At 61.3% G+C, this 23,786-nt stretch carries 20 protein-coding genes; 4 read left to right on the top strand and 16 right to left on the bottom strand.

The annotated features are described in order from the left end of the window. Positions 1–7: 7 nt before the first annotated feature. The 9 genes from QIW53_RS01020 to QIW53_RS00980 form a co-directional block, all read right to left on the bottom strand. Positions 8–973 (bottom strand): glycosyltransferase family 2 protein, encoded by a 966-nt coding sequence (locus QIW53_RS01020; RefSeq protein WP_371048074.1) that lies wholly within the window; start codon positions 971–973, stop codon positions 8–10. A 40-nt stretch (positions 974–1,013) separates the two neighbouring features. Beyond that, positions 1,014–1,538 (bottom strand): serine O-acetyltransferase, encoded by a 525-nt coding sequence (locus tag QIW53_RS01015; RefSeq protein WP_371047848.1) that lies wholly within the window; start codon positions 1,536–1,538, stop codon positions 1,014–1,016. A gap of 7 nt (positions 1,539–1,545) precedes the next feature. Further along, positions 1,546–2,502, bottom strand: coding sequence for a glycosyltransferase family 2 protein (locus tag QIW53_RS01010; protein ID WP_371047847.1), 957 nt, complete (start codon positions 2,500–2,502; stop codon positions 1,546–1,548). Beyond that, positions 2,495–3,112: an acyltransferase gene (locus QIW53_RS01005; RefSeq protein WP_371047846.1), complete on the bottom strand. Its 618-nt coding sequence runs from the start codon at positions 3,110–3,112 to the stop codon at positions 2,495–2,497. The genes QIW53_RS01010 and QIW53_RS01005 overlap by 8 nt, the downstream gene beginning before the upstream one ends. A gap of 131 nt (positions 3,113–3,243) precedes the next feature. Next, positions 3,244–4,620: an oligosaccharide flippase family protein gene (locus QIW53_RS01000; protein ID WP_371047845.1), complete on the bottom strand. Its 1,377-nt coding sequence runs from the start codon at positions 4,618–4,620 to the stop codon at positions 3,244–3,246. A gap of 117 nt (positions 4,621–4,737) precedes the next feature. Then, on the bottom strand, positions 4,738–5,868 hold the full coding sequence (locus QIW53_RS00995; protein WP_371048073.1) for a glycosyltransferase family 4 protein: 1,131 nt from the start codon (positions 5,866–5,868) through the stop codon (positions 4,738–4,740). 131 nt (positions 5,869–5,999) lie between these two features. Then, the gene (locus QIW53_RS00990; RefSeq protein ID WP_371047844.1) at positions 6,000–7,442 is read right to left on the bottom strand and encodes an FAD-dependent oxidoreductase; all 1,443 of its coding nucleotides are present in this window, start codon (positions 7,440–7,442) and stop codon (positions 6,000–6,002) included. Continuing rightward, positions 7,439–7,603, bottom strand: a complete 165-nt coding sequence (locus QIW53_RS00985) for a twin-arginine translocation signal domain-containing protein (RefSeq protein WP_371048072.1) — start codon at positions 7,601–7,603, stop codon at positions 7,439–7,441. The genes QIW53_RS00990 and QIW53_RS00985 overlap by 4 nt, the downstream gene beginning before the upstream one ends. A gap of 53 nt (positions 7,604–7,656) precedes the next feature. Further along, positions 7,657–9,033: an oligosaccharide flippase family protein gene (locus QIW53_RS00980; protein ID WP_371047843.1), complete on the bottom strand. Its 1,377-nt coding sequence runs from the start codon at positions 9,031–9,033 to the stop codon at positions 7,657–7,659. Positions 9,034–9,133: 100 nt separating this feature from the next. Here QIW53_RS00980 and QIW53_RS00975 point away from each other — a divergent pair, with 100 nt between their 5' ends. Genes QIW53_RS00975 through galE form a run of 3 tightly spaced genes read left to right on the top strand, consistent with a single transcriptional unit; the run spans position 9,134 to position 14,301 of the window. Further along, positions 9,134–10,660 carry an O-antigen ligase family protein gene (locus QIW53_RS00975; RefSeq protein ID WP_371047842.1) on the top strand — a complete coding sequence of 509 codons (1,527 nt, stop codon included), beginning with the start codon at positions 9,134–9,136 and terminating at the stop codon, positions 10,658–10,660. Positions 10,661–10,664: 4 nt separating this feature from the next. Next, on the top strand, positions 10,665–13,277 hold the full coding sequence (locus QIW53_RS00970; RefSeq protein ID WP_371047841.1) for a glycosyl hydrolase family 5: 2,613 nt from the start codon (positions 10,665–10,667) through the stop codon (positions 13,275–13,277). 46 nt (positions 13,278–13,323) lie between these two features. Further along, the gene (gene galE, locus QIW53_RS00965) at positions 13,324–14,301 is read left to right on the top strand and encodes a UDP-glucose 4-epimerase GalE (protein ID WP_371047840.1); all 978 of its coding nucleotides are present in this window, start codon (positions 13,324–13,326) and stop codon (positions 14,299–14,301) included. 42 nt (positions 14,302–14,343) lie between these two features. Here galE and QIW53_RS00960 read toward each other — a convergent pair whose 3' ends face one another. From QIW53_RS00960 to QIW53_RS00940, 5 genes are all read right to left on the bottom strand, one after another. Further along, complete coding sequence (locus QIW53_RS00960; protein WP_371048071.1) at positions 14,344–15,069, bottom strand: CpsD/CapB family tyrosine-protein kinase; 726 nt, start codon at positions 15,067–15,069, stop codon at positions 14,344–14,346. 69 nt (positions 15,070–15,138) lie between these two features. Further along, positions 15,139–16,698 carry a GumC family protein gene (locus QIW53_RS00955; RefSeq protein ID WP_371047839.1) on the bottom strand — a complete coding sequence of 520 codons (1,560 nt, stop codon included), beginning with the start codon at positions 16,696–16,698 and terminating at the stop codon, positions 15,139–15,141. 20 nt (positions 16,699–16,718) lie between these two features. Then, positions 16,719–17,834 (bottom strand): hypothetical protein, encoded by a 1,116-nt coding sequence (locus QIW53_RS00950; RefSeq protein WP_371047838.1) that lies wholly within the window; start codon positions 17,832–17,834, stop codon positions 16,719–16,721. 29 nt (positions 17,835–17,863) lie between these two features. Beyond that, on the bottom strand, positions 17,864–18,421 hold the full coding sequence (locus QIW53_RS00945) for a polysaccharide biosynthesis/export family protein (RefSeq protein ID WP_371047837.1): 558 nt from the start codon (positions 18,419–18,421) through the stop codon (positions 17,864–17,866). Positions 18,422–18,815: 394 nt separating this feature from the next. Next, the gene (locus QIW53_RS00940; RefSeq protein WP_371047836.1) at positions 18,816–19,313 is read right to left on the bottom strand and encodes a hypothetical protein; all 498 of its coding nucleotides are present in this window, start codon (positions 19,311–19,313) and stop codon (positions 18,816–18,818) included. A 309-nt stretch (positions 19,314–19,622) separates the two neighbouring features. Between QIW53_RS00940 and QIW53_RS00935 the strand changes: the two genes are divergently transcribed. Next, positions 19,623–20,024: a hypothetical protein gene (locus QIW53_RS00935; RefSeq protein ID WP_371047835.1), complete on the top strand. Its 402-nt coding sequence runs from the start codon at positions 19,623–19,625 to the stop codon at positions 20,022–20,024. A gap of 112 nt (positions 20,025–20,136) precedes the next feature. On the opposite strand, the gene ligD is transcribed toward QIW53_RS00935, so the two are convergent. Next, on the bottom strand, positions 20,137–22,782 hold the full coding sequence (ligD, locus tag QIW53_RS00930) for a DNA ligase D (RefSeq protein ID WP_371047834.1): 2,646 nt from the start codon (positions 22,780–22,782) through the stop codon (positions 20,137–20,139). 3 nt (positions 22,783–22,785) lie between these two features. Continuing rightward, on the bottom strand, positions 22,786–23,778 hold the full coding sequence (locus QIW53_RS00925; protein WP_371047833.1) for a methyltransferase: 993 nt from the start codon (positions 23,776–23,778) through the stop codon (positions 22,786–22,788). Positions 23,779–23,786: the final 8 nt, after the last annotated feature.

Here is a 23,786-nt window from a genome sequence, read left to right as displayed (position 1 = left end):
GAACGCCTCACTTGTATTCAATCAAGGCCGACTTGCCGGCGCCGAATCTGTTCAACAGAAATTTGATCTGTCCCAGCATCTCGGGAAACTTCCCCAGCACCAGAAAGAAAGCCAGCAGCCAGTTCTCTCGCGTCGACCGGCCACCGCGACGTGCCAGACGCGCCACCTGCAACGGATAAACCAGCAGCAGCAACAACCCTGCCGCGCCCAGGATCGCGCAGGCGACCAGCGTTGCCAGCGGCACCCCCAGGCCCCAGAACCAGGCACGGCGCGATTCACGTCGCCAGTGCTGCTCGGCCGTTGCGCCATGCAGCGATGCGCCCTCGGCAAACGCGTGGCCACCGCGCAAGGTGCGCTTCCACCATTGGCCGAAACGGGTCATGGCCGCATCGTGCAAGGTCATTTCCTCATCCAGGCGCCAGACCTTCCAGCCTTGCGCCCGCAAGCGCACGCACAGTTCCGGCTCTTCGCCGGCAATCAGCACGGCGCGGAAACCGGACACGGCGGCAAAGGCGTCCGCGCGCATCAGCGCATCGCCGCCACAGGCCCGGGCTTCGCCGATGGGCGTGTCCCATTCGATGTCACACATCAGGTTGTACACCGAACGCTCTGGAAAGCGTTCACGGCGCCGCCCGCACACCACCGCCACCTCGGGTCGCGCATCGAGGAACGCCTGGGCCCGGGGCAGCCAGCTGGCGACCACTTCACAGTCACCGTCGACAAACTGCACATGCCGCATCGACGGCAGCAGGCCTTGCACGCAGGCAAAGCCTTCGTTGCGCGCGCGGGCCGCCGTGAACGGGATCGTCATGTCGAGCTCGACCACTGCGACGCCGCGCGCACGCGCCAATGCTACCGAACCATCGGTGGACCCCGAGTCGACGTAGACAATCTGCTGCGCCGCCCCCATCAGTGACGCCAGGCAACGCTCCAGCCGCTGGCCTTCGTTGCGTCCGATCACCACCACACCCATTCCATCGATCAAGGCGCTCACCGAATCCAGGCACAAACGTTCATGAGGGTTCCTTTGCCTGTACAGGCTGTCGTCGCTTGATGATCGCGGGTACGCCCACGGCCATGCAGTCATCCGGCACGTCGGTCAGCACGACCGCGTTGGCACCGATCACCACGTTGTTGCCAATGCGGATATTGCCCAGGACCTTGGCCCCGGCACCGATATCGACGTTGTTGCCCATGATCGGCGCGATGGGTTCGTCGACATTCTTCAAGCCCACCACGACGCCGTTACGCAGGCGGCAATCATCGCCAAACCGGGCGTAGCCGCTGATGACGATGCCGCCAAAATGATCGATGACGAAGTTGCGTCCGACCTCCACTTCGCACGGCAGCTCGATACCGGTCACGATCTGCACCAGCTTGAACAGCACTTTGTAGAGCAGGGAAAACACTTTGCGTAACGGCGCCGGGCGCACGCCGTAGCGCCAGCGACCAAAGCGGTAAACCAGCATCACCCAGAAGCCCTGGGCGCCCCAGTCACCGCCGTAGGCACGCAGATCCGCGCGTATGTTGTCGAACATGATGACTCTACCGTGTGGGTTGGGTGGCGAATTGGGTATCACGCAGCAGCGCCCAGGTGACCCGGGCATGTTCCCAGCAGGCGCCAATGGCGGCGCGACCACGGCGCTTGAGCAGTGCCTTGAGCGCGAGGATCAGGTCGCCCAGGCACACCAGCGCCATGTGCCAGACCAGCCCCGGGACACCGTGGTGCTTGCGGAAATACAACAGCTCGCTTTCGATTTGCAGCCGGGGTATCTGCCGACTGGCGACGTTGAGCTCATCGACCGACTTGGCACTTTCTCCACCAATGTGCACCACGGTGGTGTGCGGATAGAACATCACCTTCCAGCCCGCCTGCTTGACGCGCTTGCAGTGATCGACTTCCTCGTAATAAAGGAAGTAACGCGGGTCGAACAGACCGACCGTGTCGATGACCTCACGGCGGATCAGGTAATAACAACCGGGCACCCAGTCACACTCGCGGACGGAGGCGTGATCCCACTGCATGTCATCGACCCGCTTCACCCAGGGGAAAAAACGTTCAAGCCCTGTGCGCGACAGAAACACGTTCAGCGGTGTCGGGAAATAGCGGCACGAAGGCTGCAGATCCCCGTCCCTGCCCTCCAGCCGTACGCCGAGGATGCCGCAATCGGGGTGCGCTTCCATGTAGTCGAGGGTCTTGCTCAGGGTGTCCGGCGCCACGAAGGCATCGGTATTGAGCAGCAGTGCGTATTTGCCCTGCAGGTGTTCGACCAGTTGATTGTTGGCACGGCCGAAGCCGACGTTGTCGGCATTGCTCAGCAGCAGCGCCTCGGGACAAATGCTCGCCAGGCGCTCCAGCGAATCATCGACGGAGGCGTTGTCCACCACCAGATAACGCGCGCGATCCGGGCCGTCAGGCTGGCGCAGGGCGTTGAACATCGGCTGCAACAGGCCTGCCGTGTTGTAGTTGACCACCAGCACATCGAGAGGCGCACTAGCCATTGGACTTTTCACCAAAGAAGTAATCGGCCCGCATGGTGCGCAGCTTCGATTCGATGTCCGGGTCAAACTCACCGCTGCGCTCGCGGATGAGGTCCATCCACGGGTATTCGGCGCATCGTTCTTCGGAGTTTTTCAACAAGGTTTCCAGGGTACAGATGACCCTGGCCGGATTGCCTCCGACCACGACATCGGGCGGTACATCGCGCAGGACCACCGCGCCGGCCGCGACCAGCGCGTTGGGGCCGATCTTGACCCGCGGCAGGATGATCGCGCCATGGCCGATGAACACATTGTCAAGGATGTCGATCGGACCGACCGAGTCCAGCTTTGTCCCGAAGCGTACGTTGAGCAGCGCGACCGACGCATCGTGGCCGATCAGCGTGCAATCGGACAAGCCGACATTGTTGCCCAGGCGCACCAGCGTGGGGTCGGTTATGTTGCACCCGACATTGATCCACACGTTCTCACCAATGGAGTGCAGGGACTTCCAGCGCACCAGGTAGCGCGCCCACTCGAAACCATCCGGTCGGCAAAACCGCTTGTAAAGGAAGGTTGCACGTCCCGTTGTCCTGGCGAAATGAGCGATTGCGCGCTTCAGTAGACCAATCATCCTGTCAGCCCCAAAAAGTCCAAATAACTGCCTGTGCCAGGGTTCGATTCGCCCTGATTATCGATTCTGCCCCTAAGCATAGCCTGCGCGCCGAATCCGGTTCGCCTGTTGTCGCGTATCGCCCATTGCGATCAGAACCAGTTGACGACGCCCAGCACCAGATGGCCGCACACCGCCCCGACCAGCACCATCGGCAGGACCAGAAGTTCGCGCCGCCAATCGAACACGCCCACCATGCGATTGACGTACACCACGAGAATCAACGTCGGCAACGCATGCAGCGCCACGCCCCAGATTGCATATTTCGCGCCGCCCAGGGCCAGCAACACCGGCAGCAGCACCCACAACGAAATGGCGCGGATGATGTTGTCCATGGCCTGGTACTTGGTCAGCCCCAGCGCCAGCCAGAGTTGATGGGCCACGGCAAAACGCCAGGTAAAGAAAGACAGGGAAAGGATCGCCAGCATGTCGCCTGCGCCGGCATAACGCTCATCGTACAAGAAATGGATCAGCAACGGGCTGAGGACCCAGGCCAGCCCGCAGAGAAACAGCGAGATCAGGTCGAACAGCAACTTGAAGCGGTCATACAACGAGTGCAGCCGCGCCGTGTCGTTGACCCGCGCCGCCTCGCTGAACGCCGGCAGCGCCACCGCCCCGAGCAATCGTTGCATGCCCAGCTGCAGCGCGCCCAGAAACAGCACGGCGATGGAATAGACCCCCAGTTCGCTGGCCGACATGCTGCCGCCGAACCAGATCCGGTCGCCGTTCATGGCCAGCACGCCCACCGCCGATGACAACAGCATCCAGCGCCCGAACACCACCACTTCCTGGAGCGCCGGGCGCTCCCAGTGCAGGCGGTTGGAAGGCCCCGAGAACCAGTAATGCCCCAGCAGCGTCATGGCCAGGGCGGCCACCAGGCCCGAACCCACCAACGACCAGATCGAACGGGTGAAATAGCCGATGACCAGCATCGTCAACAGGCCGGCCAACTGGGAGATGAACTCGGCGAGTACGACCTTTTTCTGCTGGAAGTCGCGCACGGCCACGTCGACCTTGGTCGACTGGAAACCGTAGATGATCGCCGACAGCCCCGTCACCGCCAGCACCAGCGGCAGCTCCGGCGCGGCATAGGTGGACGTCTCGGACCACATGTGGATGACCTGGGAGAACCAGGCGAAGCCGGCGATCAACAGGGTGAAGCCGAAGAGGATGAAGCCGCGAATGATCTGCACCGTCCACACGGTGTTGAGGAAGGCCGGATCGTTGCCTCGCGGGCTCTGGATGATGTTCTGGCGGAAACCGACATCGGACAGCAGGTGCAGCACCACCGACACGGTGGTGGCGATGACCATGATGCCGAACATCTCCGGCATCAGCAGACGGGCCATGATCAGGTTGCCACCCAGGCGAATGGCCTGCGATGTGACCAGTGCCCCCAAATTCCATGCCCCGGCAAATATCGCACGCCTGCGAAGGCTCAACGATGGCGATACATCAGCTGGTGGCATCACTACAACCCCGGGAATCAATGACACGAAAAGGTACTATAGCCACCGTTTGCCATTCCACTGGTATCTGTCGTTGAACCAGCGGCCGGCCTTGCGATGACGCTCTGGATGTCGATATCAGCCGCGTCCTTCGAGCACGGAGTGCTCCGGTCGGGCAAGCCGCTCTGCGGACATACGCTTGCCCAGCGCCTTGTCCAAAGCCGCTTCGAACATCCGGGCAGAGTTCTCCCAGGAGCTTGCGGCCACGGTTTGATGGGCCGCATCGGACACCGCGCGCCACTGCGCGTCGTCCAGATTCAACAGATGCTCGACCCCGGCCGTCAGCGCATCGGTGTCGTCGATATCCGCCAGCATGCCGTTTTTGAAACAGGATATTGCCTGCATCGGCCAACCCGTGCGGGTCGAAACCACGGGGGTACGGCAGGCCATGGCTTCCATTGCGGTCAGGTTGAAACCTTCGCTGCGGCTCGAGGCGAGCCAGACATCACATTGCGTATAGAGATCACGGATCCGTTCCTGATCGGGTGCCAGATGGAACTCGACACTCGCCGGCAACGCAAAGGCCCCCGTGGGCGCGAAGCTGCCGAAGGAAACCACGCGCAGGTCGGGGAATTTCCGTTCGAGCGCGACAATGACGTCGAGCGTCACGTCCAGGCCCTTCAAAGGCGTTTCATGGTACAGAAAGCCAACGGTCGGGCGTTGTTGCCTGCCCCTTGGCTCGGCGAAGAATTGCTGGTGATCGACGCTGTTCAGTACCAGGTCGACATCCGCATCGCCGTACTCGACCCGCATCAGATCCGCCAGCCACTGGGAAATGGTGATCTTGTGCAGCGGCATCCGGTACGTCGCCATGACCCGGTCGATCGGACAGAACGGGAAGATTTCATGCCCCTGCACGAAATACACCTTCTCGCCCTTGGCCGGACTCAGGGCATTGACCCACTCGGCCGTTTCCCACCAGGTGGCCACCACCACATCGGCGTCCGGAACATCCGACTCCACGATCGGCCGGTATTTTTCGATCACCCGGTGATCGAGGTCCATGTCATCCAGGTAGGAGGGAATGACCGGCGTGACCAGCCAGCCCTTGCCCGTGACGAAACTCTTGATCTTTCTGCGCAACGGAATGGCGGGATAAGGCAGGGAAACCAGCGTCACTTCATGACCGGCATCCGCCAATGCCTGGGCATAAATCGTTACCACACGAATCCCGCCGGACATGCTCGCCACGCTCAAAACAAAAGTCACTTTCAACAGCCTATCTCCATTCCCCCCCTGAAAAACCAGGGGCTGGCTACCCAATTCCGATGCACATCCAGCCAGGCAAGCGCTTATCAAGCCCACCCGTACGAGCATCAGCCAGAAAATCCATTAACGCACTAACTTATACGATTGATGTGCTCAGCCAACCTCAGTGTCAGTTGTAACAGCGGCATGGTCGGATTGCTCGCACCGCCGGTCGCAAAAACGCTGCTGCCCGCGATGTGCAGGTTCTCGACACCGAATACCTTGCAATTCTCGTCCACCACCCCGAATTCGGCTGTCGAGGCCATACGCGTTGTCCCCATATGGTGGGCATGGGGGTTGACCTTCAGCGGCACGGTCGGGTCATACACGCACTGCTCCAGCTTGACCAGGCCCAGCCCGGTGTCGGCGAAGCACTTGGCCATTTCCAGCCCGATCGACTTGACGGTGTCGCGGTCCGCCGGGCTCAGTTCCCAGTGAACCACGGCCTTGCGCATCCCCAGCGCATCTCGCTCTGGCAGCAACGAAACCCGGCTGTCGAGGTTGGGAAACTGCTCGATCAGCGTGCCGATCACGCCATCACCGGGGCAGTCGAACTTGGTGATGAACTCGATCTTCTGTTCCACGCCCACGTCGCAGATGAGGTTCTCGAAAAAGCTCTTGATGGCGGCCATGCGTCCATAGGTCTTGACTTCAGCGACCAGTGAAATCGCCACGTTGCCCTTGCCGGCCTTGTGCTGCGCCACAAAGGCATCGGTGGTGAAGTATTCACGGGAGTCCTTGCCCTGGCCGTCCGTGAGGATGAAGGTGCCAAGCTCGACGTTCAGGTGTTCCATGAAGCATTTGCCGACCAGGCTACCCTCGGTCACGATGCCGCCGGCTGCCAGGGATTCGCTGTTGAGCAGTTGCCGGGCATTTTCGATGGCGCCTGTGGCCAGGATGAACTGCCGGGCCTTGACCCGCTCCCGATGCTGCTCGTAGTCCGCCACCATGATCGACGCGATTCGCCCGGTCTTGCTGTCGAATTCCAGGTCGACGCAGTTGCAGTTGATAAAGACATCCAGGCCCTCGGTCTCCTCGAGCTCCCTGGCGTATTTTTGCGCAAAGCGCGTCGGCGGACTGAGCAGGAAGCGATCCGCTGCAAATTCGGAGCCGTTCAGGGACGGGTTGATCGCCTTGAATCCGGCGTTCGGCACCAGGTCGACAATCGCCATTGCCTGCGCCAGATGCGCCTCCATCTCGGCAAACGCAATCGGCCAGCCGGGCAAGCGCACAGGCGGGCCGGTGTTGAAATCGGACGCTTCGAAGGGGCGGCAGCGCCCGGACCAATGGTTGGAGGTTCCGCCCAGGTAACGCAGGCGTGTTTCCTCGGCGTAGACTTCAAGGCCGGTCGAGGGGCATTGGTACAGACTCTGCGAGTTTTGCGAGTACTCCCGACCGCCACCTTCGAGCAGCAGCACACGTCGGCCGTTGACCGCCAGACGCAAGGCCAGGGTAATACCCGCAGGCCCTGCGCCGACGATGCAAACGTCATAGAAATCGCGCAGTTCTTTTTGCGCCTGGTAGTCTTTGATCATGTTTGCGCTGGCTGAAAGTGTTGGGCTGGCAGTACCCATCCGTTGATGACGACGTATCCGGATTTGACGGCTGAAGGCATAGCAACGGCTGGCGACCCTCCAGGGATGAGCCCTGCGAGCCCCGCCAGCGCGCACACACGGAGGAAGTCCCTGCGATCCATTGCAGAGAGGTTCAAATCAGGTTCATTCACGATTCAAGCTCCCCGACATCAATTCAAAACCACTCAGCGACCTTCAACACCACTTCCCCGCAGATCACCCCTGCCAAAGCCATTGGCAAGACGACGAGCTCACGCTTGAGATCGAACAGGCCGACCTTGCGATTGACGTACACCACCAGAACCAGTGTCGGCAACGCATGCAGCGCAACACCCCAGATCGCATAATGCACGCCGCCGATGGCCAACAGAAGTGGCAACAGCACCCACAACGAAATGGCACGAATGATGTTGTCCATCGCCTGGTACTTGGTCAGCCCCAGGGCCAGCCAGACCTGATGCGCCACGGCAAAGCGCCAGGTGAAGAAGGACAGCGACAGTATCGCCAGCATTTGCCCCGCTTCGGCGTAACGTTCGTCGTACAAAATGCTGATGAGCAATGGGCTGATGACCCAGAACAGTCCGCAGATGAACAGCGAGACCAGGTCGAACAGCAACTTGAAGCGGCCGTACAGAACGTGCAGGCGTGGCGTGTCCTGGCTGCGGGCGGCCTCACTGAAGGCCGGCAACGCCACGGCCCCGAGCAGCCGCGCCATGCCCAGTTGCAACGCACCGAGGATCAGCACGGCAATCGAGAACACTCCCAGTTCATTGGCCGACATGCTGCCGCCGAACCAGATGCGGTCGCCATTCATCGCCAGCACGCCCACCGCCGACGACAACAGCATCCAGCGCCCGAACACCACCACTTCCCGAAGCGCGGAACGCTCCCAGTGCAGGCGGTTGTGCGGCCCGGGAAACCAGAAGTGACCCAACAGCGTCATCGCCAGCGCGGCAACCAGGCCGGAACCCACCAGCGCCCAGACCGAGCGGGTGAAATAACCGATGATCAACATCGTCAGCAGCCCGGCCAGTTGCGACGCGAACTCGGCCAGCACGACCTTTTTCTGCTGGAACTCGCGCACGGCGACGTCGACCTTGGTCGACTGAAAGCCATAGATGATCGCGGAAACACCGGTGACCGCCAGCACCAGCGGCAACTCCGGCGCGGCGTAGGTGGAGTGCTCCGGCCACAGGTGGATCACCTGGGCAAACCAGGCGAAACCGGCGATCAGCAAGGTGAACGCGAAAAGAATGAACCCGCGAATGATCTGCACCGTCCACACGGTGTTGAGGAAAGCCGGGTCATTGCCGCGCGGGCTCTGGATGATGTTCTGGCGAAAGCCGACATCGGACAGCAGGTGCAGGACCACTGAAACGGTCGTGGCGATCACCATGATGCCAAACATTTCCGGCATCAGCAGGCGGGCCATGATCAGGTTGCCGCCCAGGCGAATGGCCTGGGACGTGATCAGGGCCCCCAGATTCCATGCCCCGGCAAAGATGGCTCGCCTGCGAAGGCTCAACGATGGCGAGATATCAGCTGGTGGCATCGCAACAACCCCGGACTCAACTCCATGAAAACGTACTATAGTCGCACTTTGCCATTCTACTAGTCTCTCTCATTCACCCATCGGTAAAGCCTGACCTTCCATGCCTGAGCACTTTCGCGCGTTAGTCGTCATTCTGGTTCTTGCCGGCGTCGTTTTTTACATGACCCGTCGGCCCGCCAGCGACCTGATCCCCGCCAACGACTTCGTCCGGCGGCGCAATCTGTGGTTCGTGCTGACGGTCCTCGCGTTCGTCTCCCACAGTTTCTGGCTGTACGTGGTGGTGACGGCGGTCATCTTGAACATCGCGCGAAAACGCGAGCACAATCCGGTCGCGCTGTTCTTCATCCTGGCCTTCCTGGTGCCGCCGGCACAGGCGCGGATTCCCGGCTTCGGCCTGATGAACTACTTCGCCGACCTCAACTATGTGCGCCTGCTGTCCCTGTGCATCCTGTTGCCGGCGTTTCTCTCCCTGCGCCGGCAAGCCGACACCCAGGGCTTCGGGCGCACCTGGCCGGACAGATTCCTGGCGGTCTACCTGGCCTTGACCAGCCTGCTCCTGCTGCGGGAGACCACGGTCACCGATACCCTGCGCCAGACGGCCTATCAGTTCACCGATGTGTTCCTGCCCTATTATGTCGCCAGCCGAGCCCTGAAAAACCTCAGCGACTTCAAGGATGCCCTGCTCGGTTTTGTCCTCGCGGCGATGGTCATGGCGCTGATCGGCTTCTTCGAGTTTGCCCGTGGCTGGCTGCTCTACAGCGCGCTGATCGGCGCCATGGGCATGCAATGGGAAATGTCCAGTTACCTCAGTCGCGGCGGCCTGCTGCGCGCCAGCGTCACCACCGGCCAGGCCATCGCGCTCGGACTGGTGATCAGCACCGCCATCGGTTTCTATCTGTATCTGCAGGAGAGCGTGCGCAGCAAGCTGCAGCGCCGCCTGGGCGCGCTGCTGCTCGCCGCCGGGCTGTTTGCGCCCCTGTCGCGCGGACCGTGGATCGGTGCGGCCGCCATGCTGCTGGTGTACATCGTCACGGGCCGCAAGGTGGTCAAGCGGATCATGCTGCTGGCGGTCGCCGGGGTGCTCGCCCTGCCCGTGCTGACCATGGTGCCGGGCGGGCAGAAAGTGCTGGACCTGCTGCCGTTCGTCGGCAACGTAGAAGTCGAAAATATCACCTACCGCCAGCGCCTGATCGACAACTCGCTTCTGGTGATCCAGCGCAACCCGCTGCTGGGCACCTTCGATTACCGTAAAGCTCCGGAAATGCAGGCCATGATCCAGGGCGAGGGCATCATCGATATCGTCAACACCTACATCGGCGTCGCACTGTCCTATGGCTTGATCGGTCTGACGGTGTTCGTGGCTTTTTTCGCCGCCGTGCTGCTCGGCATCCGCAAGACCCTGCGCTCCTTCCCCGACAAGGACGATGAAGCCCGCCGACTGGGCCGGGCGCTGTTTGCGACACTCGCCGGGATCCTGGTGACCATCTTCACCGTCAGCAGCATCACCATCATCCCCGTGGTGTACTGGTCGGTCGCCGGCCTGGGCGTGGCCTACGTCCGCATGGCGCGCAACCTCAGACACCCTTCGCCAGCCGTCACGGCCAGTACCCACCTCCAACTCCGGTAACCCCATGGCCCACCTTTTTCGCCGCACCCGCTTGCTGCTTCCGCTTGTGTTGTCTGTTGTGGTCCTGCCGCTGAGCACCTGGGCGTCGGACTGGGTGGCCAGCGTCGATGAAAAAAGCGGCCTGCCGGCAGTGACCTATGGCGGCAGCCCCGCCCTGGCCTCCTCGTTCGTGTTCTTCGAGAGCAACTACGGCTGGACCTCCTTCCCCACCCGATTCACGATCAATGCGCCCTACGATTACACCTTGGTGGGCCAGAACCAGACGCTGGATTTCGACCTCGCGGCAAAGGTGCGCAAACAGGGTGAGCAGCAGTTGACCTGGGAGGTGGCCCTGGATGCCCGCAGCCCGAAGCCGAACGTGATCGGCGGCGGGTTCGTGTTCAATTTCGACCCGCCGCTGTTCAGTGGCGAGATGGGCAAGCCGCAGCTGCTACCTGGCAACAAGGGCTGGGCCTGGGGCGATGCACAGGGCCGACGCATCGAAATGCGTTTCGAACCGGCGCTGGCAAACGTATTTCTCGAGCCGGGGGACGGCTCCGAATTGAGGGCTTTTTTCTACAAGAACGCGATCAAGCCCGGCCAGCAGAATTTCAAGGCGACCCTGAGCGTTTCCGGTGATGTGGCGCTGGGGCCCACCACCAGCGAGCGCTTTGGCCTGGTCGACCCGAAGACCTGGCCGACGGACAAGATCGACTGGAGAACCTCGCCCGTCGACCTTTCCTTCCTCAATGCCAGCGAAAAACCCGCCGGCAAACGCGGCTTCATCAAGGCCTCCGGCGAGCAACTGATGTTCGCCGACAACACCCCGGCGCGTTTCTGGGGCACCAACGTGTCGGCCTACACGCTGTTCAGCACCCCCGACGAAGAGATCAAGCTGCAAGCCAGACGCCTGTCGGCCCTGGGCATCAACCTCGTGCGCCTGCACCACCATGATTCGCCCTGGGTCAGCCCGAACATTTTTGGCGACGCGCCCAATCCCGACACCCAGCAACCCAGCCCCGCATCGCTGAAAAAAATCGACCTGTGGATCAAGAGCCTCAAGGACGAGGGCATTTATGTCTGGCTCGACATGCACGTCGAGCGGGCCTTCACCGCCAGGGACAACATCTACGGCTTCGAAGAGCTGCCCAAGGATGAACACGGCAACGCCGGCCTCAAGGGCTACAACTACGTCAACATCACCATTCAACAGGCGATGAAGCGCTTTGCCGCTGCCTACATGAACCACGTCAACGCCTACACCGGCCTTGCCTACAAGGACGAGCCAGCGATCGCTGCGGTCCTGATCACCAACGAGAACGACATCACCAATCACTTCGGCAATGCCTTGCTCGGTGACAAGGACGTGCCCAAGCACAGCAAGGTCTACATGGCTGAGGCCGAAGCGTTCGCCAAACAGCACAACCTGTCCTCGAGCCAGACCTGGCGCGCCTGGGAGTTTGGCCCGTCGAAGATGTTCCTCAACGACCTGGAACAACGCTTCAACGTCGACATGATCAAGCACTTGCGCGACCTGGGCGTGAAGGTGCCCATCGCCACCACCAACAGCTGGGGCGGTGACGGACTGCTGTCGCTGCCAGCCCTGACGTCCGGTGACATCATCGACGTCCACAGCTACGGTGGCCTGGGCCAACTGGAGAAAAACCCGCTGACCAGCGCCGGCATCGTCAACTGGATCGGCGCCGGGCAGGTCACCGGCAAACCGCTGACCGTCACCGAGTGGAACACCGAGCCGTTCCCGACCCCTGATCGTCACGGCGTGCCGCTGTACATGGCCGGTACCGCCAGCTACCAGGGCTGGGACGCGTTGATGCAATACGCCTACAGCCAGGAAGGACTGTCCGGCGGCTGGATGACCGTCGGCAACTGGAACGCCTACAACGACCCCTCGCTGCTCGCCACCCTGCCCGCTGCCGCGCTGCTTTATCGACGCGGTGACGTCAGCGAGGCGAAGACCACCTACGTCTTCGCACCGACGCCGGCCACCCTGTTCAACCAGGCCATCACGCCGAGCACCTCGGCCCTGCTGCGCACGGCCATGGAGAAAGGCAGGCTGCAAATCGCCATGCCACAGACGCCGGAGCTGCCCTGGTTGCAGACCGGAGCCAGCGCCGACAATGCCCAGGTGTTCCACGACCCCGACCAGTCGCTGCTGGATGCCAACGCCAGCGAGTCCACGTCCGACACCGGTGAGTTGAAGCGCAACTGGAAACGCGGCCTCTACACCATCGACACGCCGCGCACCCAGGCCGCGACCGGCTGGATCGGTGGCCAGTCGATCAGCCTGGGCAACATCCAGGTCAACGCCAGGACCGCGAACGCCAGCGTGGTGGTGCAAAGCCTGAACGACACACCGCTGGGCCAGTCCCAGGACCTGATGATTTCGCTGGGTGCCCGCGCCATCGCCAATGATGAGGAGCGCCCGCCCTACTTCGTCGAGCCACTTTCCGGCACGCTGACCATTCAGGCGCCACCGGGCCTGACCTTGTTCACATCCGGCACCCTGGCGCAGATGAAGAAGCTGCCCGCCCCCTACGCGGAGGGCCGCTACACCCTCAAGCTCGATGGACTGCAGACGGGCAACTGGTTGTTTTTAAGGAAAAGTGCGGCGCGTTGATGTCACAATCCGCGTTTACACAGCAAGACTCGTCCAGGAGGACAGGATGAATTTTTTGGTGGTTGGCGGCGCAGGCTACATCGGCTCGCACATGGTCAAACAGCTGCGCCGCGCCGGTCACGACCTGGTGGTGGCCGATAACTTTTCCACCGGCTACCGCAGCGCCTTGATGGGCGCCCACCTGGTCGAACTGGACATCGCCGACGCCCAGGCCCTCGATGCGCTGTTTGCCTCGCAGCGGTTCGATGCGGTGTTCCACTTCGCCTCCTTCATCCAGGTCGGCGAATCCGTCAGCGAGCCGGCCAAGTACTATCAAAACAACCTGGCCGCCACCCTGACGCTGCTGCAGGCCATGGTTCGCGCCAACGTCAGGCGTTTCATCTTCTCATCCACGGCGGCGGTCTATGGCGACCCGGTGCATGTGCCCATTGACGAGGACCACCCCAAGGCCGCGATCAACCCCTATGGCCGCAGCAAGTGGATGGTCGAACAGATGCTCGAGGACTTCGATCGCGCCTACGGGCTCAAGTCAGTGTGCCTGCGCTATTTCAACGCCGCCGGCGCTGACCCCGAAGGCCAACTGGGTGAGCGCCATGAGCCGGAGACCCATCTGCTGCCATTGATCCTGCAAGCGGCCTCAGGCCGGCGCGCCGCCATCACTGTCTACGGGCGTGACTATGACACGCCCGATGGCACCTGCATCCGCGACTACGTGCACGTCAGCGATCTGGTGGCCGCGCACGCGCTGGCCGTGGACTACCTGCTGGCCGGCGGCGCCAGCACGGCGTTCAACCTGGGCAATGGTCAGGGGTTTTCGGTGCAGCAGGTGATCGATACGGCGCGCCGGGTCACGGGGAAGGAGATCCGCGTCGATGATGCGCCGCGCCGCGCCGGTGACCCGCCGCGCCTGGTCGCCAATCCCGAGCGGGCCATCCGCGTGCTGGGCTGGAAACCACAGTTCGCTGCACTTGAACAGATCGTGACGCACGCCTGGGCCTGGGAGCAGAAGCACCCCTGGCTGTAGGCGACGGCGCTGGTCCATGGGGCCAGCGCCAGGGGGATGGCTTCAGTAGTAAGTGCGGTTGTTCGGCTCGGCCTTGTTCAGCACCGTGCCTATCAAGTTGGCGCCGCCGAGGTGATACAGGCTTTCCTCGATTTCCTTGTTGCTGTTCATGCCATTGGCGACGACCAGCAGCACGCAGTCGAATTTCGGCAGGACGGTGATCACGTCGTCCGAACTGAGGATCGGTGGCAAGTCGAAAATCGAGATGCGCGAGTCGTAGCGCTCACGCAGTTCCACGATCAGGTTGCTGACCTCGGGCGACGATAGCACCTCGGTCGAGTGTGGAATCGGCTCACGGGTGGGCAAAACCACAAAACGCGGCAAGGTCGGATTGACCAGCACATCCTGCAACTCGGCCTTGTGGCTCAAGAGTTCATTGAGCGAATTTTCCATCGACAATCCAAGGCTGGAACCGACCTTGGGGCGGCGCAGGTCGAAGTCCACCAGCAACGCGGTCTTGGTGGTGTGATGGGCAATACTCATGGCCAGATTGATCGCCAGCACGGTCTTGCCGGCCTCCGGCGTCGGCGAGGTGATCGCCAGGGTGCGCCAGCCATTTTCCTCCATGGCCTTCAGTACCTGGGTGCGCAGCAGGTCGAAGGCGGCGCCCATGTTCGAGTTCTTGTTGTACGCGACAATGCGGTTACGCTCCAGGTGGTCATAGCGCAGAGGCACGACCCGGGTCTGAACGTAACTGAGTGCGTTGAGCCCCGAACCCGTCGGTGTCATGGCCTTCGAAGAGGCCGGTTGCTCGGCCTTGTCGGCATCGGGCTTGAGAATGTCCATTGCTGTCTTTCCTTATGCAAACCGGCCCAGAGCTTTGATCATCAAAACATCCAGGGGCATGTAGAGGAAGTGCACGAGCACCAGGAAGAGCGCGAAGAGCACGACTCCGATGATGATCAACCGCACTCGCCATTGCTTGCGGCGTGCCAGTTCCGCTCGGGTGTGAATGTAAGGGATGGAGACCAATACACGTTTGCCCAGCACACTGGCCAGGGCTTCGGCACCGCGCACGCGAGGGTTGATCAGCTCGAGCAGCATCACCAGCGCACCCGCGCCCACCGGCGCCAGCACCAGGCCCATGGCAACCACTTTCTTGCGGTTGGGCTTGATCGGTTTTTCCGGCATCAGTGGCGATTCCAGGAGCACGAAGCGCTCGGCCTTGTTCTCCTGCTCCAGGCTTTCGGAAATTTTCGCACTCATTTGCTTGGTGCGAATTTCCTCATACTTCTTCTGGGCGTTTTCATGGTCACGCATCAAGGTGACCATGCCACGCTCGACCTGTGGCGTTTCGAGAATCTGCGCTTCATAGGTGGCGATCTTGCGAAGCAGTTCCTGCTTTTGATCGGCCAGCGACTTGATCCGCATGTCGGACGCTGCAATGCGCGCCTGAGCCTTCGCGACATCCAGGCTGGCCGGAAGCGCTGCGCCGGAAGTGCCCTGGGCCTCCAGGGCCGCGATCTTGCGTTTGACCGCCCGCACATCGGGGTGGGCTTCGGTGTACAGCGACATGAGGCGCGCGTATTCAGCCTTGAGGCTGCCCAGGTCCTGCGGTTTGTCCGCAGCTGCACCCGTTGCACCCGGTTTGGTGGCCAGCCCGGCATTGGCCGCCGACAACTCCAGCTCGTTGAAACGGACCTCTTCGCGCGCGGCCTTGTAGTCGCGATCGATTTCCTTGAGCTCGGTTTCGGCGCGCGTGAGCATGTTCATGCGCAACTCTTGATGCTCGGGCAGCGCATTGGAGTGGAGCTGCTTGAAGTCCGCCAAGCGGTTTTCCAGGGTCTCGAGTTCGAGCCTGAGCTTGTCTGCTTCCTGGGTCAGGAATTCGGTGGTTTCACTGGCGCGCTCGGTGCGCTGCTTGATGTTTTCGTCCAGGAACAGCGTGACCAGTTCGTTGGCCACCTTATTGGCGATCTCGGGCTGGCTGTGCTCGAAGCCAAGACGGAACGCGATGGTCACCTCCCCACGGCCCTTGACGTCCGCGCTGACCAGGGCGACGGTGATCGCGTTGCGCATTTCCTCGATCTTCTCGGTCAGGCTCAGTTGCCGGCCTTGCGCCGAGAAAAGATTGTATTTGTTGATGATCCCTTCCAGGTGCTCGCGGGTCATGACGCGCTGGCGAATGATCTCGATCCGTTCATCGGCAAACGTAGTATTGTTCGCCCCCACCAGGTCAGGCGAAATCTGCTGCGACTCCACCAGTATCGTACCGGACGACTCATAGGTGGGCGGCAGGGACAGCGCGACAGCCAGGCACACCCCGAGAATGGCCGCGCCACTGAGGATGATGAGCCAGGCATGGTGCTTGACGATGGCAAGGTAGTCGTTGACCGACATTTCGTATTCAGAGGCCATATTTCTCACACTACGCAATTTCAGAAACCGGGATAGCTATAAGTCAGCGTCAACCCGACCACGTTGGCAGTCGCATCCGGCAAACCATCTTGCTGGCGTTGTTTGTATGTGTAGGATAGGCGCGCCATCCAAAAAGGCGAGAGTTCCTGACTGAACCAGGCGCCGTAACTGATCAGGGTATTGGGCGTCTGGCCCTTGGAGTCCTGCCAGGACGCGGTGACACCTGCGCGCCGGGTTTCGTCGAGGGCATAACTCCAGACGCCGCTCACGCCATCGACCTCGACGAAACCGCCATCGCCGCTGGCGATGGTATTGCGGCTGGCATCGATGCCGGCATCCACCCGCTCGCCACTGTAGTTCAGGTTGAGGCCGCCCTGGGCGCTCGGGCCGCTGTTGGCATTGGACTCTTCATTGACCCCCACGTACACCGTCCCGCGCAGTTGCTCGGAGAACTGATAGTTCATGCCGATGTCGGGTGTGTAGCTGTTGGAAGACTCGGCCAGGGTGGAGCCGGAGTCGGGTTTGTAGCGTTTGACGCCCAGACGGGTGAACAACTCCATGCGCTCGCTCCAGGCATAGGTATAGCCCAGGCGGTTGGAGAGTTCATCGTAGTTGGTCAGCGAGTCGATGTCGTAGGTGACATGGCTGTATTCGATGTCGTTGGTCAGGGTGCCGCGCTCACTGAGGGCGGAGCGCCAGTTGCCTTCGAGCGATGTCTTCTTCTGGGTTCCATCGGGGACCACGACGCCGGTTTCCTGAACCGTTGAAGACAGCGTAGAGCTCTCTTCATACCGCGCCGTGAGGCCAAAGGCGCCGGTTTCCGTCTCGCGCTGCCAGCCCAGTCGCAGTCGCGGGTCTTCACGGTCGGTGACAATCGCGGTGTCGGACGAACGCACGACATACAGGCCCAGGCCAAACAGGAACTCATCCTGATCGGACGTCGCCAGGAGCGTAGCGTCCGGCGCAACGATGTAGCGCGTCACGCCCTTCTCGCCGCGGGTGGCCAACGTCGGGTTGCTGTCGTATTCGACCGTCGACGGCACCGTGATCGCCGATTGCCAGGCGGCCGCGTGGACCAGACCGGAGCACGGCAGGACGAACATTGCCGTTGCAATCCCGGTTCTACGCAGCGCCATCGAGGTCACTCCCCATGCGTCGCGCAAGGCTAGGGCACAACCAGCGTATCGCCGGCCTGAAGCTGGATGTTGGTGGACATGTCACGCCCGGACATGAGATCGCCGTAGTGCACGGGCAGGATCTGTTGAGTGCCGCCCTTGCTGCGCACCACCTTGATTTCATCCTTGTCGGCGAACTTGTCCAGCCCGCCCGACAAGCTCAGCGCCTGCAGTACGGTGGTGACGCCCGACATTGGCACGGTACCGGGCTTGAGCACTTTGCCCTGCACGTAGACCAGATTGCCTGCGGTGCCAGTGATGACGACGCTCACCTGTGGATCGGGGATGAATTTTTCCAGTTTGGCGGCCAGTTTGGACTCGACCGCTGTGGAGTCCAGCCCTTCGACCTCGACCTTACCGGCCAGAGGAAAGGTGATGCTGCCATCGGGAAGCACGTGCACATCCTGCTTGAGCTTGTCTTCACCCCAGACGGAAATGTTCAGCGTGTCGCCCGGATTCAAACGGTAGGCCGGGATATCGTCGGCGGCATTGGAAACGCTGGGCAGAACAGCCAGCGCAAAACACACAGGTAGCAAAAAACGTGACATCGGGGTCCCTCCGCCTAAATAGCCATGCAAGGAGCTTTGCATAAAACGGGGAGCAAATCACGCTCGCCCATGCTTACATCGAGAAAATGCCCAGAGCGTGATTTTTTGCGCCTGGCAGCCGCGCTTTTTTGCAGAAGCGGCGAAAAAACCACCTGACTGGCAGGCTTGTGCGAAGGAAGTTTCTTATTTAACAACGACGCGCAGTCAAACATATTACCCCCGATGCATACCCGCCAAATTAATAGCACTTCAATCAGAAAGCGCCTGTCATTCAGCAACTACATCGCAACTCACACGCAATAAACCACATCAACCAGGGTGCTATCATCTGCACATCAAATTGATATCAACCGCTACTCTTCAAATCCATATCATGATCAGGCCGGAACTAGCGTTATACCTTCCGACGATTGGCGACCATCACAAAACCGAACAGCGCCGATGAAAACAGCCAGGCTGCGGCTGGCAAGGAGACCGCAATCGGTTGATTGGTAAAGGCTTCACTCGCTGTACCCATCACCTTAGTCTGAGTATCGGAATCCGCCAGGAATTTACCTTGAGCAAGTTGCGCCATTAATCCGTCACAGGCAGAACTATTGACGGACGCAGTCATGTTTGCCGCCGATTCAACAAGGTTATTCAACTGCTGTCTGGTATTGGCGCCGGCGGAGTTCTCGCTGGCGGAAGCAGGCACGCCAATAACGACACCGACGCTCAAAGGTGACCCACGCTGCGCTTCGGCTGCGTTGCCCGATTTTGGGCCGCCTTTTTCGCAGGCGTCACTTATGCGGCTAATTTCGTAGGCCAAATTGCTCGCGTGAGCACTGGCAACCACTGCACCGTTAACGAGCACCGACAACAAAACGCTTTTAAAGACGAATGACTTGCGCATGAACCGCCTCCCTGCATAGCGGGTGTTTCTGTTGTCGGACAAAGGTTTTATGCCCCGGTTTTTCAGCAGACTATAAGCACATCGCCATTACGTCAATGGCCCGTCACCCCAACGGTAAAAAATAAAAATCCGTAGAGAATGACGTCAAAATAACGACTTTAAAGGCCGTTTCGGGATACCTGCGCTATGCCTATGAATTGATTCAAAAGTGCGCTTTTCGACCCCATTCCAGCCGCCTTCGGCCCCCGTGGAAACACCCCCTGCCCGGCTATGGGCAAACAGTCCACAGGCGCTCTATGATTGAGCCTTATGACGACTTCCCTACCCATCCGCCAACCCTGCCCCCCAGGCGCCTGTATCTGCGAGCGTGAGCCGCTGCTGGCCACGCCGGGAGCCGATCTGCGCATCCTGTCTTTGACCCGCGCCGAGGAAAAGCGCCTGATCGAGCGATTGGAAAACCTGCAAAGTCTTGGCGATCTGGAGCGGATGCAGCAAAAGATGTACCAGCAACTGGGAGTCCGGGTGGAGATCGCGCCGGGTTTGAACGAAGTACGCACCATGCGCGGTATCGCCATCACCATCGACGAATTGCCGGGCCTGTGCCGCAAGACTCGCCTGGCGATACCGACAGCCATTCGTCGGGGGTTGGAGAAACGTCCGGAAATCGCTTATGCACTGCTGAACGCCAATGACTTGCTGCGCGATGCCTGAGTGGTGAGCAGGCTGAGGCACCGAGGTGCTGCGGCTCTAATCGCGAGCAGGCTCGCTCCCACAGGGACTGTGTTGAACGCAAATACAGGGTTTGCCTGCCTGCCCGGGAGACCTACTTCTTCATTCCCACCCGGCGCCGCATTTCGGCGGTGATCGACTGACGGGTTTTCTTCATCTCGGCCCAGGGTTCGTTGCCCACTTCGGCCAGGCGCTCCTGCACGGTGTGGATGTTCCACTGATTGCCGCCCTTGAGTTCAGCGACCTCCTCGCGGAACACCGGCACCGAAACCGGCAGCCCTTCGCGGGTGCGCGCGGCGTAGGCGCAGATGGTCGTGGCGCCGAGGCCGTTGCGCAGGTAATCGATGAAGATCTTGCCGACCCTGTTTTTCGGCCCTGACACGGCGGAAAAACGCTCCGGCAGCAATTTGGCGATGTGGCTGACGATGGCGTGACTGAAATCCTTCACCTCATCCCAGTCCAGCTTGCGCGTAAGCGGCACCACGATGTGCATGCCCTTGCCGCCGCTGGTCTTGAGAAACGCCTTGAGCCCGAGCTCATCCAGCACCGTCAAGGTCAGCTGGGTCGCCTCGACCATGCTTTTCCATGGCAGGGCCGGGTCCGGATCAAGGTCCAGCACAAAGCGATCGGGTTTATCGAGGTCCCTGGAGGTACCGTTCCAGGTGTGCAGCTCCACGGTGCTCATCTGCACCGCGCCAATCAGCGCTTCAGCGCTGTTGATGATCATGATCGGCTGGCCGGTCAGTTGCTTGTCCAGCACGGTGATCCCCGGAATCGCCAGGCGTTCGGCGTTCTTCTGGAAGAACAGCTCGCCGGCAATACCATCCGGTGCGCGCACCAGTGCAACGGGTCGATCCTTGAGCTCCGGCAAAATCCATTCGGCCACCTCGGCGTAGTACTGCGCCAACTGCATCTTGGTGGTGCCGCTGGTGGCGTCGATCACCCGATCGGGATGGGTGATGCGCACCTTGCCGGCGCCCACGCCGAGTTGCGAAGGTGCTTCGGCGGCTTTTTTTGCCGCCTTGCCGGGCGCCGCTTTGCTGTCTGCCGTTTTACTGGCGGTCGCCGCTTTAGCCGCCGATGCGGTTTTCTTGCTCGCGGCGTTTTTTTTCTTCGCGTCGTCGCTCACCACGGTGGCACGCTCCTCGGTAATGTCCTTGGCGGGTTTGTCGTCGCGCAAGCCATGGAACACGGCATGACGCACCGAGCCCTCCTTGGTCATTTCGGCAAAGGCCACTTCGGCCAGCAAGGTCGGTTTGAGCCAATGCACGCCCTTGGCATCGAAGCCGCTCGGCGGATTGACCACCGCCGGTTTCTTCACCTGCAAGGGTTTGAGCTGTTCGTAAATACGCATGAGGGTGGCTTCGTTGAAGCCGGTGCCCACCTTGCCGGCGTATCGCAGCTCGCCGCTGTCCTTGTCGTGCAGGCCCAGCAACAAAGCACCGAAGCCATTGCGTGCGCCCTTGGGATCGGTAAAGCCGACCACCACGAATTCCTGGCGGTGCTTGCATTTGAGCTTGATCCAGTCACTGCTGCGCCGCGAAACATAGGGCGAACCCAGGCGCTTGCCGATCAAACCTTCCATCTGCATCTGACAGGCGCTGTTGAGCAAGGCGTCCGGGGCCTCGGCGAACGCATCGGAAAAGCGCAAAAGAGGCGCTTCGACGGTCTTGAGCACCGTGGCCAGCGCCGCCCGGCGCTCTTCCACCGGGACCTCGCGCAGGTCGACCCCATTCAGATAGGGCATGTCGAACAGGTAATAAAGGATGTGCTCGCTGCGCGCGCTGTCGAACGCGTTTTGCAGCGCCTGAAAATCCGGCACGCCTTGCTCGTTGGCGACCGCCATCTCGCCGTCGAGCCAGGCGGATTCAAGCTCGAGCGCCGCCAGAGCCTGCGCCTGGAGCGGCAATTTGTGCGTCCAGTCATGGCCGTTGCGGGTGAACAGCTTGACCTCGCCCTTGTCGATGCGCGCCATGATCCGATAGCCGTCGAACTTGATTTCGTAACTCCACTCCCCGTCCGGGGCCTTTTCCACCAGCGTCGCCAGTTCCGGTTTCAGGGTTTCGGGCATTTTGGCCTTGCGCGCCCCGGTCAACGGCGCCGACGGCTTTTCTGCCGCCTTGCGCGCGGGTTTCTTGACCGGTTTGGGCTTGGCAGCGGATTTGGCTTTTTTCGGCAGTATCGCCCGGTCACTGAGCACACTGTCCGGTTCGGCGACCACCACGTCATAATCGCTTTGCGGCCTGGCGGCAGTGTCCTGATGCTTGATCAGGAACCATTGTTCCTGTTTGCCGGGCATGTGCGTGCGCACCAGATTCCACAAGCCGGCGAGTTTCTCACCCTGCAGCTCGAACTTGAGCTTGCCCTTGGCATACGCCTTGGCGGGGTCTTCCTGGGGAATCCAGACGCCGCGGTCCCAGACAATCACATCACCGGCACCGTAATGGCCTTCGGGAATACTGCCTTCGAACGTGGCGTAGTCGATGGGATGATCCTCGACATGCACCGCCAGGCGTTTGACCTTGGGGTCCAGGGACGGGCCCTTGGGCACCGCCCAGCTCTTGAGCGCGCCATCGAGCTCCAGGCGAAAGTCATAATGCAGGCGCGAGGCGTCATGTTTCTGGATGCAGAACTGCAGCGCATGGGTTTTCGGGGACTTTTTCCCCGACGGCCTGGCCGCCGGCTCCGAGGTCGCCGAGAAGTCGCGCATGCGGTTGTAGTCGTCCAGATTCCTGTTCATGAATCACCCCCCTGTAGCGGGCTCGAGCAGAACGCCTGTGTCCATTTCAAGCCTGGTGACAATCAGCGCGACCACCGCAATACGTTCGGCCAGCTGATACTGCGCGGTGAGCAGTTCCTCGCCGAACACGTCGGGGTCGATCTCGTGGTAGGTCCAGCCAAATTGCGCCGAATCGAGGTACGGCGACACGGCTGACAGGAAGGGGTCGCAACCCTCGACCATGGCCACTCCGGTGTAGAGCACCAGCGAACCACCGGGCGCCAGCCGCTGCAGCGCCTGGTCAACGATGCGCAGCGACAGTTGCGCGCCGAGCGCGCCGCCGCCATCGCGGTAGGCCCGTCCTGCCGGGTCCGCCATGTACGGCGGGTTGGCGACGATCAGATCGAACGTCCCCTCGACGTCTTGCAGCACGTCGCTGGCCTGGACGCTCACGTTACCGACTTCGGCGAGTGCGGCGTTGACCCTGGCCAGGCGCAATGCCGCCGGGTTGATGTCCACCGCCAGGACCTGCGCGTCATGCCGCGCCCGGGCGATGACGATGGCACCGACACCGGCCCCGCAACCGATATCCACCGCACGGTGCACGGGCGAGAAGCGCTGTTGCAGATGGTTGTGGATCAACTGCGCGAAACGGTAGGTGTCCGGGCCAAAAAATACGGAATCCGGGGCATCCGTGGGGAAACCGGAATGCACGAAGAGCAGGTCGTCGAGGCTGGACCAGCGTACGCGGCTTTTCAGCCGGCCATTGCTCTGCTCAAGCACGCCCGCCTCGTCCAGCTGCTGTAGCTCACCCGAGGAAATCAATCCAGGCTCAAACGCGCGCGACCAGCCGAAAACGTCGCGCAAGGTCCGCGCCATTTGCCCGAATGCCCGATCGTTGACCCGCTGATGGGTCAGCGGTGTCGGCGTGATGAAGCGGTAACCGTCGGCCTGCAAACGGCGCCCGAGCTGCAGCAGTGCCAGATCGGCAGCATTCAGGTTCGATTCGTGGTTCATCCGGCATT

The sequence above is a fragment of the Pseudomonas fluorescens genome (genome assembly GCF_041354075.1).
Lineage (GTDB): Bacteria > Pseudomonadota > Gammaproteobacteria > Pseudomonadales > Pseudomonadaceae > Aquipseudomonas > Aquipseudomonas fluorescens_CE.
Note: the sequence above shows the minus strand (reverse complement) of the source record. Positions and strands in the feature narration are given on the sequence as shown.

Bases quoted from the DNA above. Each gene is read 5' to 3' on its own strand.
- QIW53_RS01020 (WP_371048074.1), bottom strand. From the start codon at position 973: ATGGGTGTGGTGGTGATCGGACGCAACGAAGGCCAGCGGCTGGAGCGT.
- QIW53_RS01015 (WP_371047848.1), bottom strand. From the start codon at position 1,538: ATGTTCGACAACATACGCGCGGATCTGCGTGCCTACGGCGGTGACTGG.
- QIW53_RS01010 (WP_371047847.1), bottom strand. From the start codon at position 2,502: ATGGCTAGTGCGCCTCTCGATGTGCTGGTGGTCAACTACAACACGGCA.
- QIW53_RS01005 (WP_371047846.1), bottom strand. From the start codon at position 3,112: ATGATTGGTCTACTGAAGCGCGCAATCGCTCATTTCGCCAGGACAACG.
- QIW53_RS01000 (WP_371047845.1), bottom strand. From the start codon at position 4,620: ATGCCACCAGCTGATGTATCGCCATCGTTGAGCCTTCGCAGGCGTGCG.
- QIW53_RS00990 (WP_371047844.1), bottom strand. From the start codon at position 7,442: ATGATCAAAGACTACCAGGCGCAAAAAGAACTGCGCGATTTCTATGAC.
- QIW53_RS00985 (WP_371048072.1), bottom strand. From the start codon at position 7,603: ATGGATCGCAGGGACTTCCTCCGTGTGTGCGCGCTGGCGGGGCTCGCA.
- QIW53_RS00980 (WP_371047843.1), bottom strand. From the start codon at position 9,033: ATGCCACCAGCTGATATCTCGCCATCGTTGAGCCTTCGCAGGCGAGCC.
- QIW53_RS00975 (WP_371047842.1), top strand. From the start codon at position 9,134: ATGCCTGAGCACTTTCGCGCGTTAGTCGTCATTCTGGTTCTTGCCGGC.
- QIW53_RS00970 (WP_371047841.1), top strand. From the start codon at position 10,665: ATGGCCCACCTTTTTCGCCGCACCCGCTTGCTGCTTCCGCTTGTGTTG.
- galE (WP_371047840.1), top strand. From the start codon at position 13,324: ATGAATTTTTTGGTGGTTGGCGGCGCAGGCTACATCGGCTCGCACATG.
- QIW53_RS00960 (WP_371048071.1), bottom strand. From the start codon at position 15,069: ATGACACCGACGGGTTCGGGGCTCAACGCACTCAGTTACGTTCAGACC.
- QIW53_RS00955 (WP_371047839.1), bottom strand. From the start codon at position 16,698: ATGGCCTCTGAATACGAAATGTCGGTCAACGACTACCTTGCCATCGTC.
- QIW53_RS00950 (WP_371047838.1), bottom strand. From the start codon at position 17,834: ATGGCGCTGCGTAGAACCGGGATTGCAACGGCAATGTTCGTCCTGCCG.
- QIW53_RS00945 (WP_371047837.1), bottom strand. From the start codon at position 18,421: ATGTCACGTTTTTTGCTACCTGTGTGTTTTGCGCTGGCTGTTCTGCCC.
- QIW53_RS00940 (WP_371047836.1), bottom strand. From the start codon at position 19,313: ATGCGCAAGTCATTCGTCTTTAAAAGCGTTTTGTTGTCGGTGCTCGTT.
- QIW53_RS00935 (WP_371047835.1), top strand. From the start codon at position 19,623: ATGACGACTTCCCTACCCATCCGCCAACCCTGCCCCCCAGGCGCCTGT.
- ligD (WP_371047834.1), bottom strand. From the start codon at position 22,782: ATGAACAGGAATCTGGACGACTACAACCGCATGCGCGACTTCTCGGCG.
- QIW53_RS00925 (WP_371047833.1), bottom strand. From the start codon at position 23,778: ATGAACCACGAATCGAACCTGAATGCTGCCGATCTGGCACTGCTGCAG.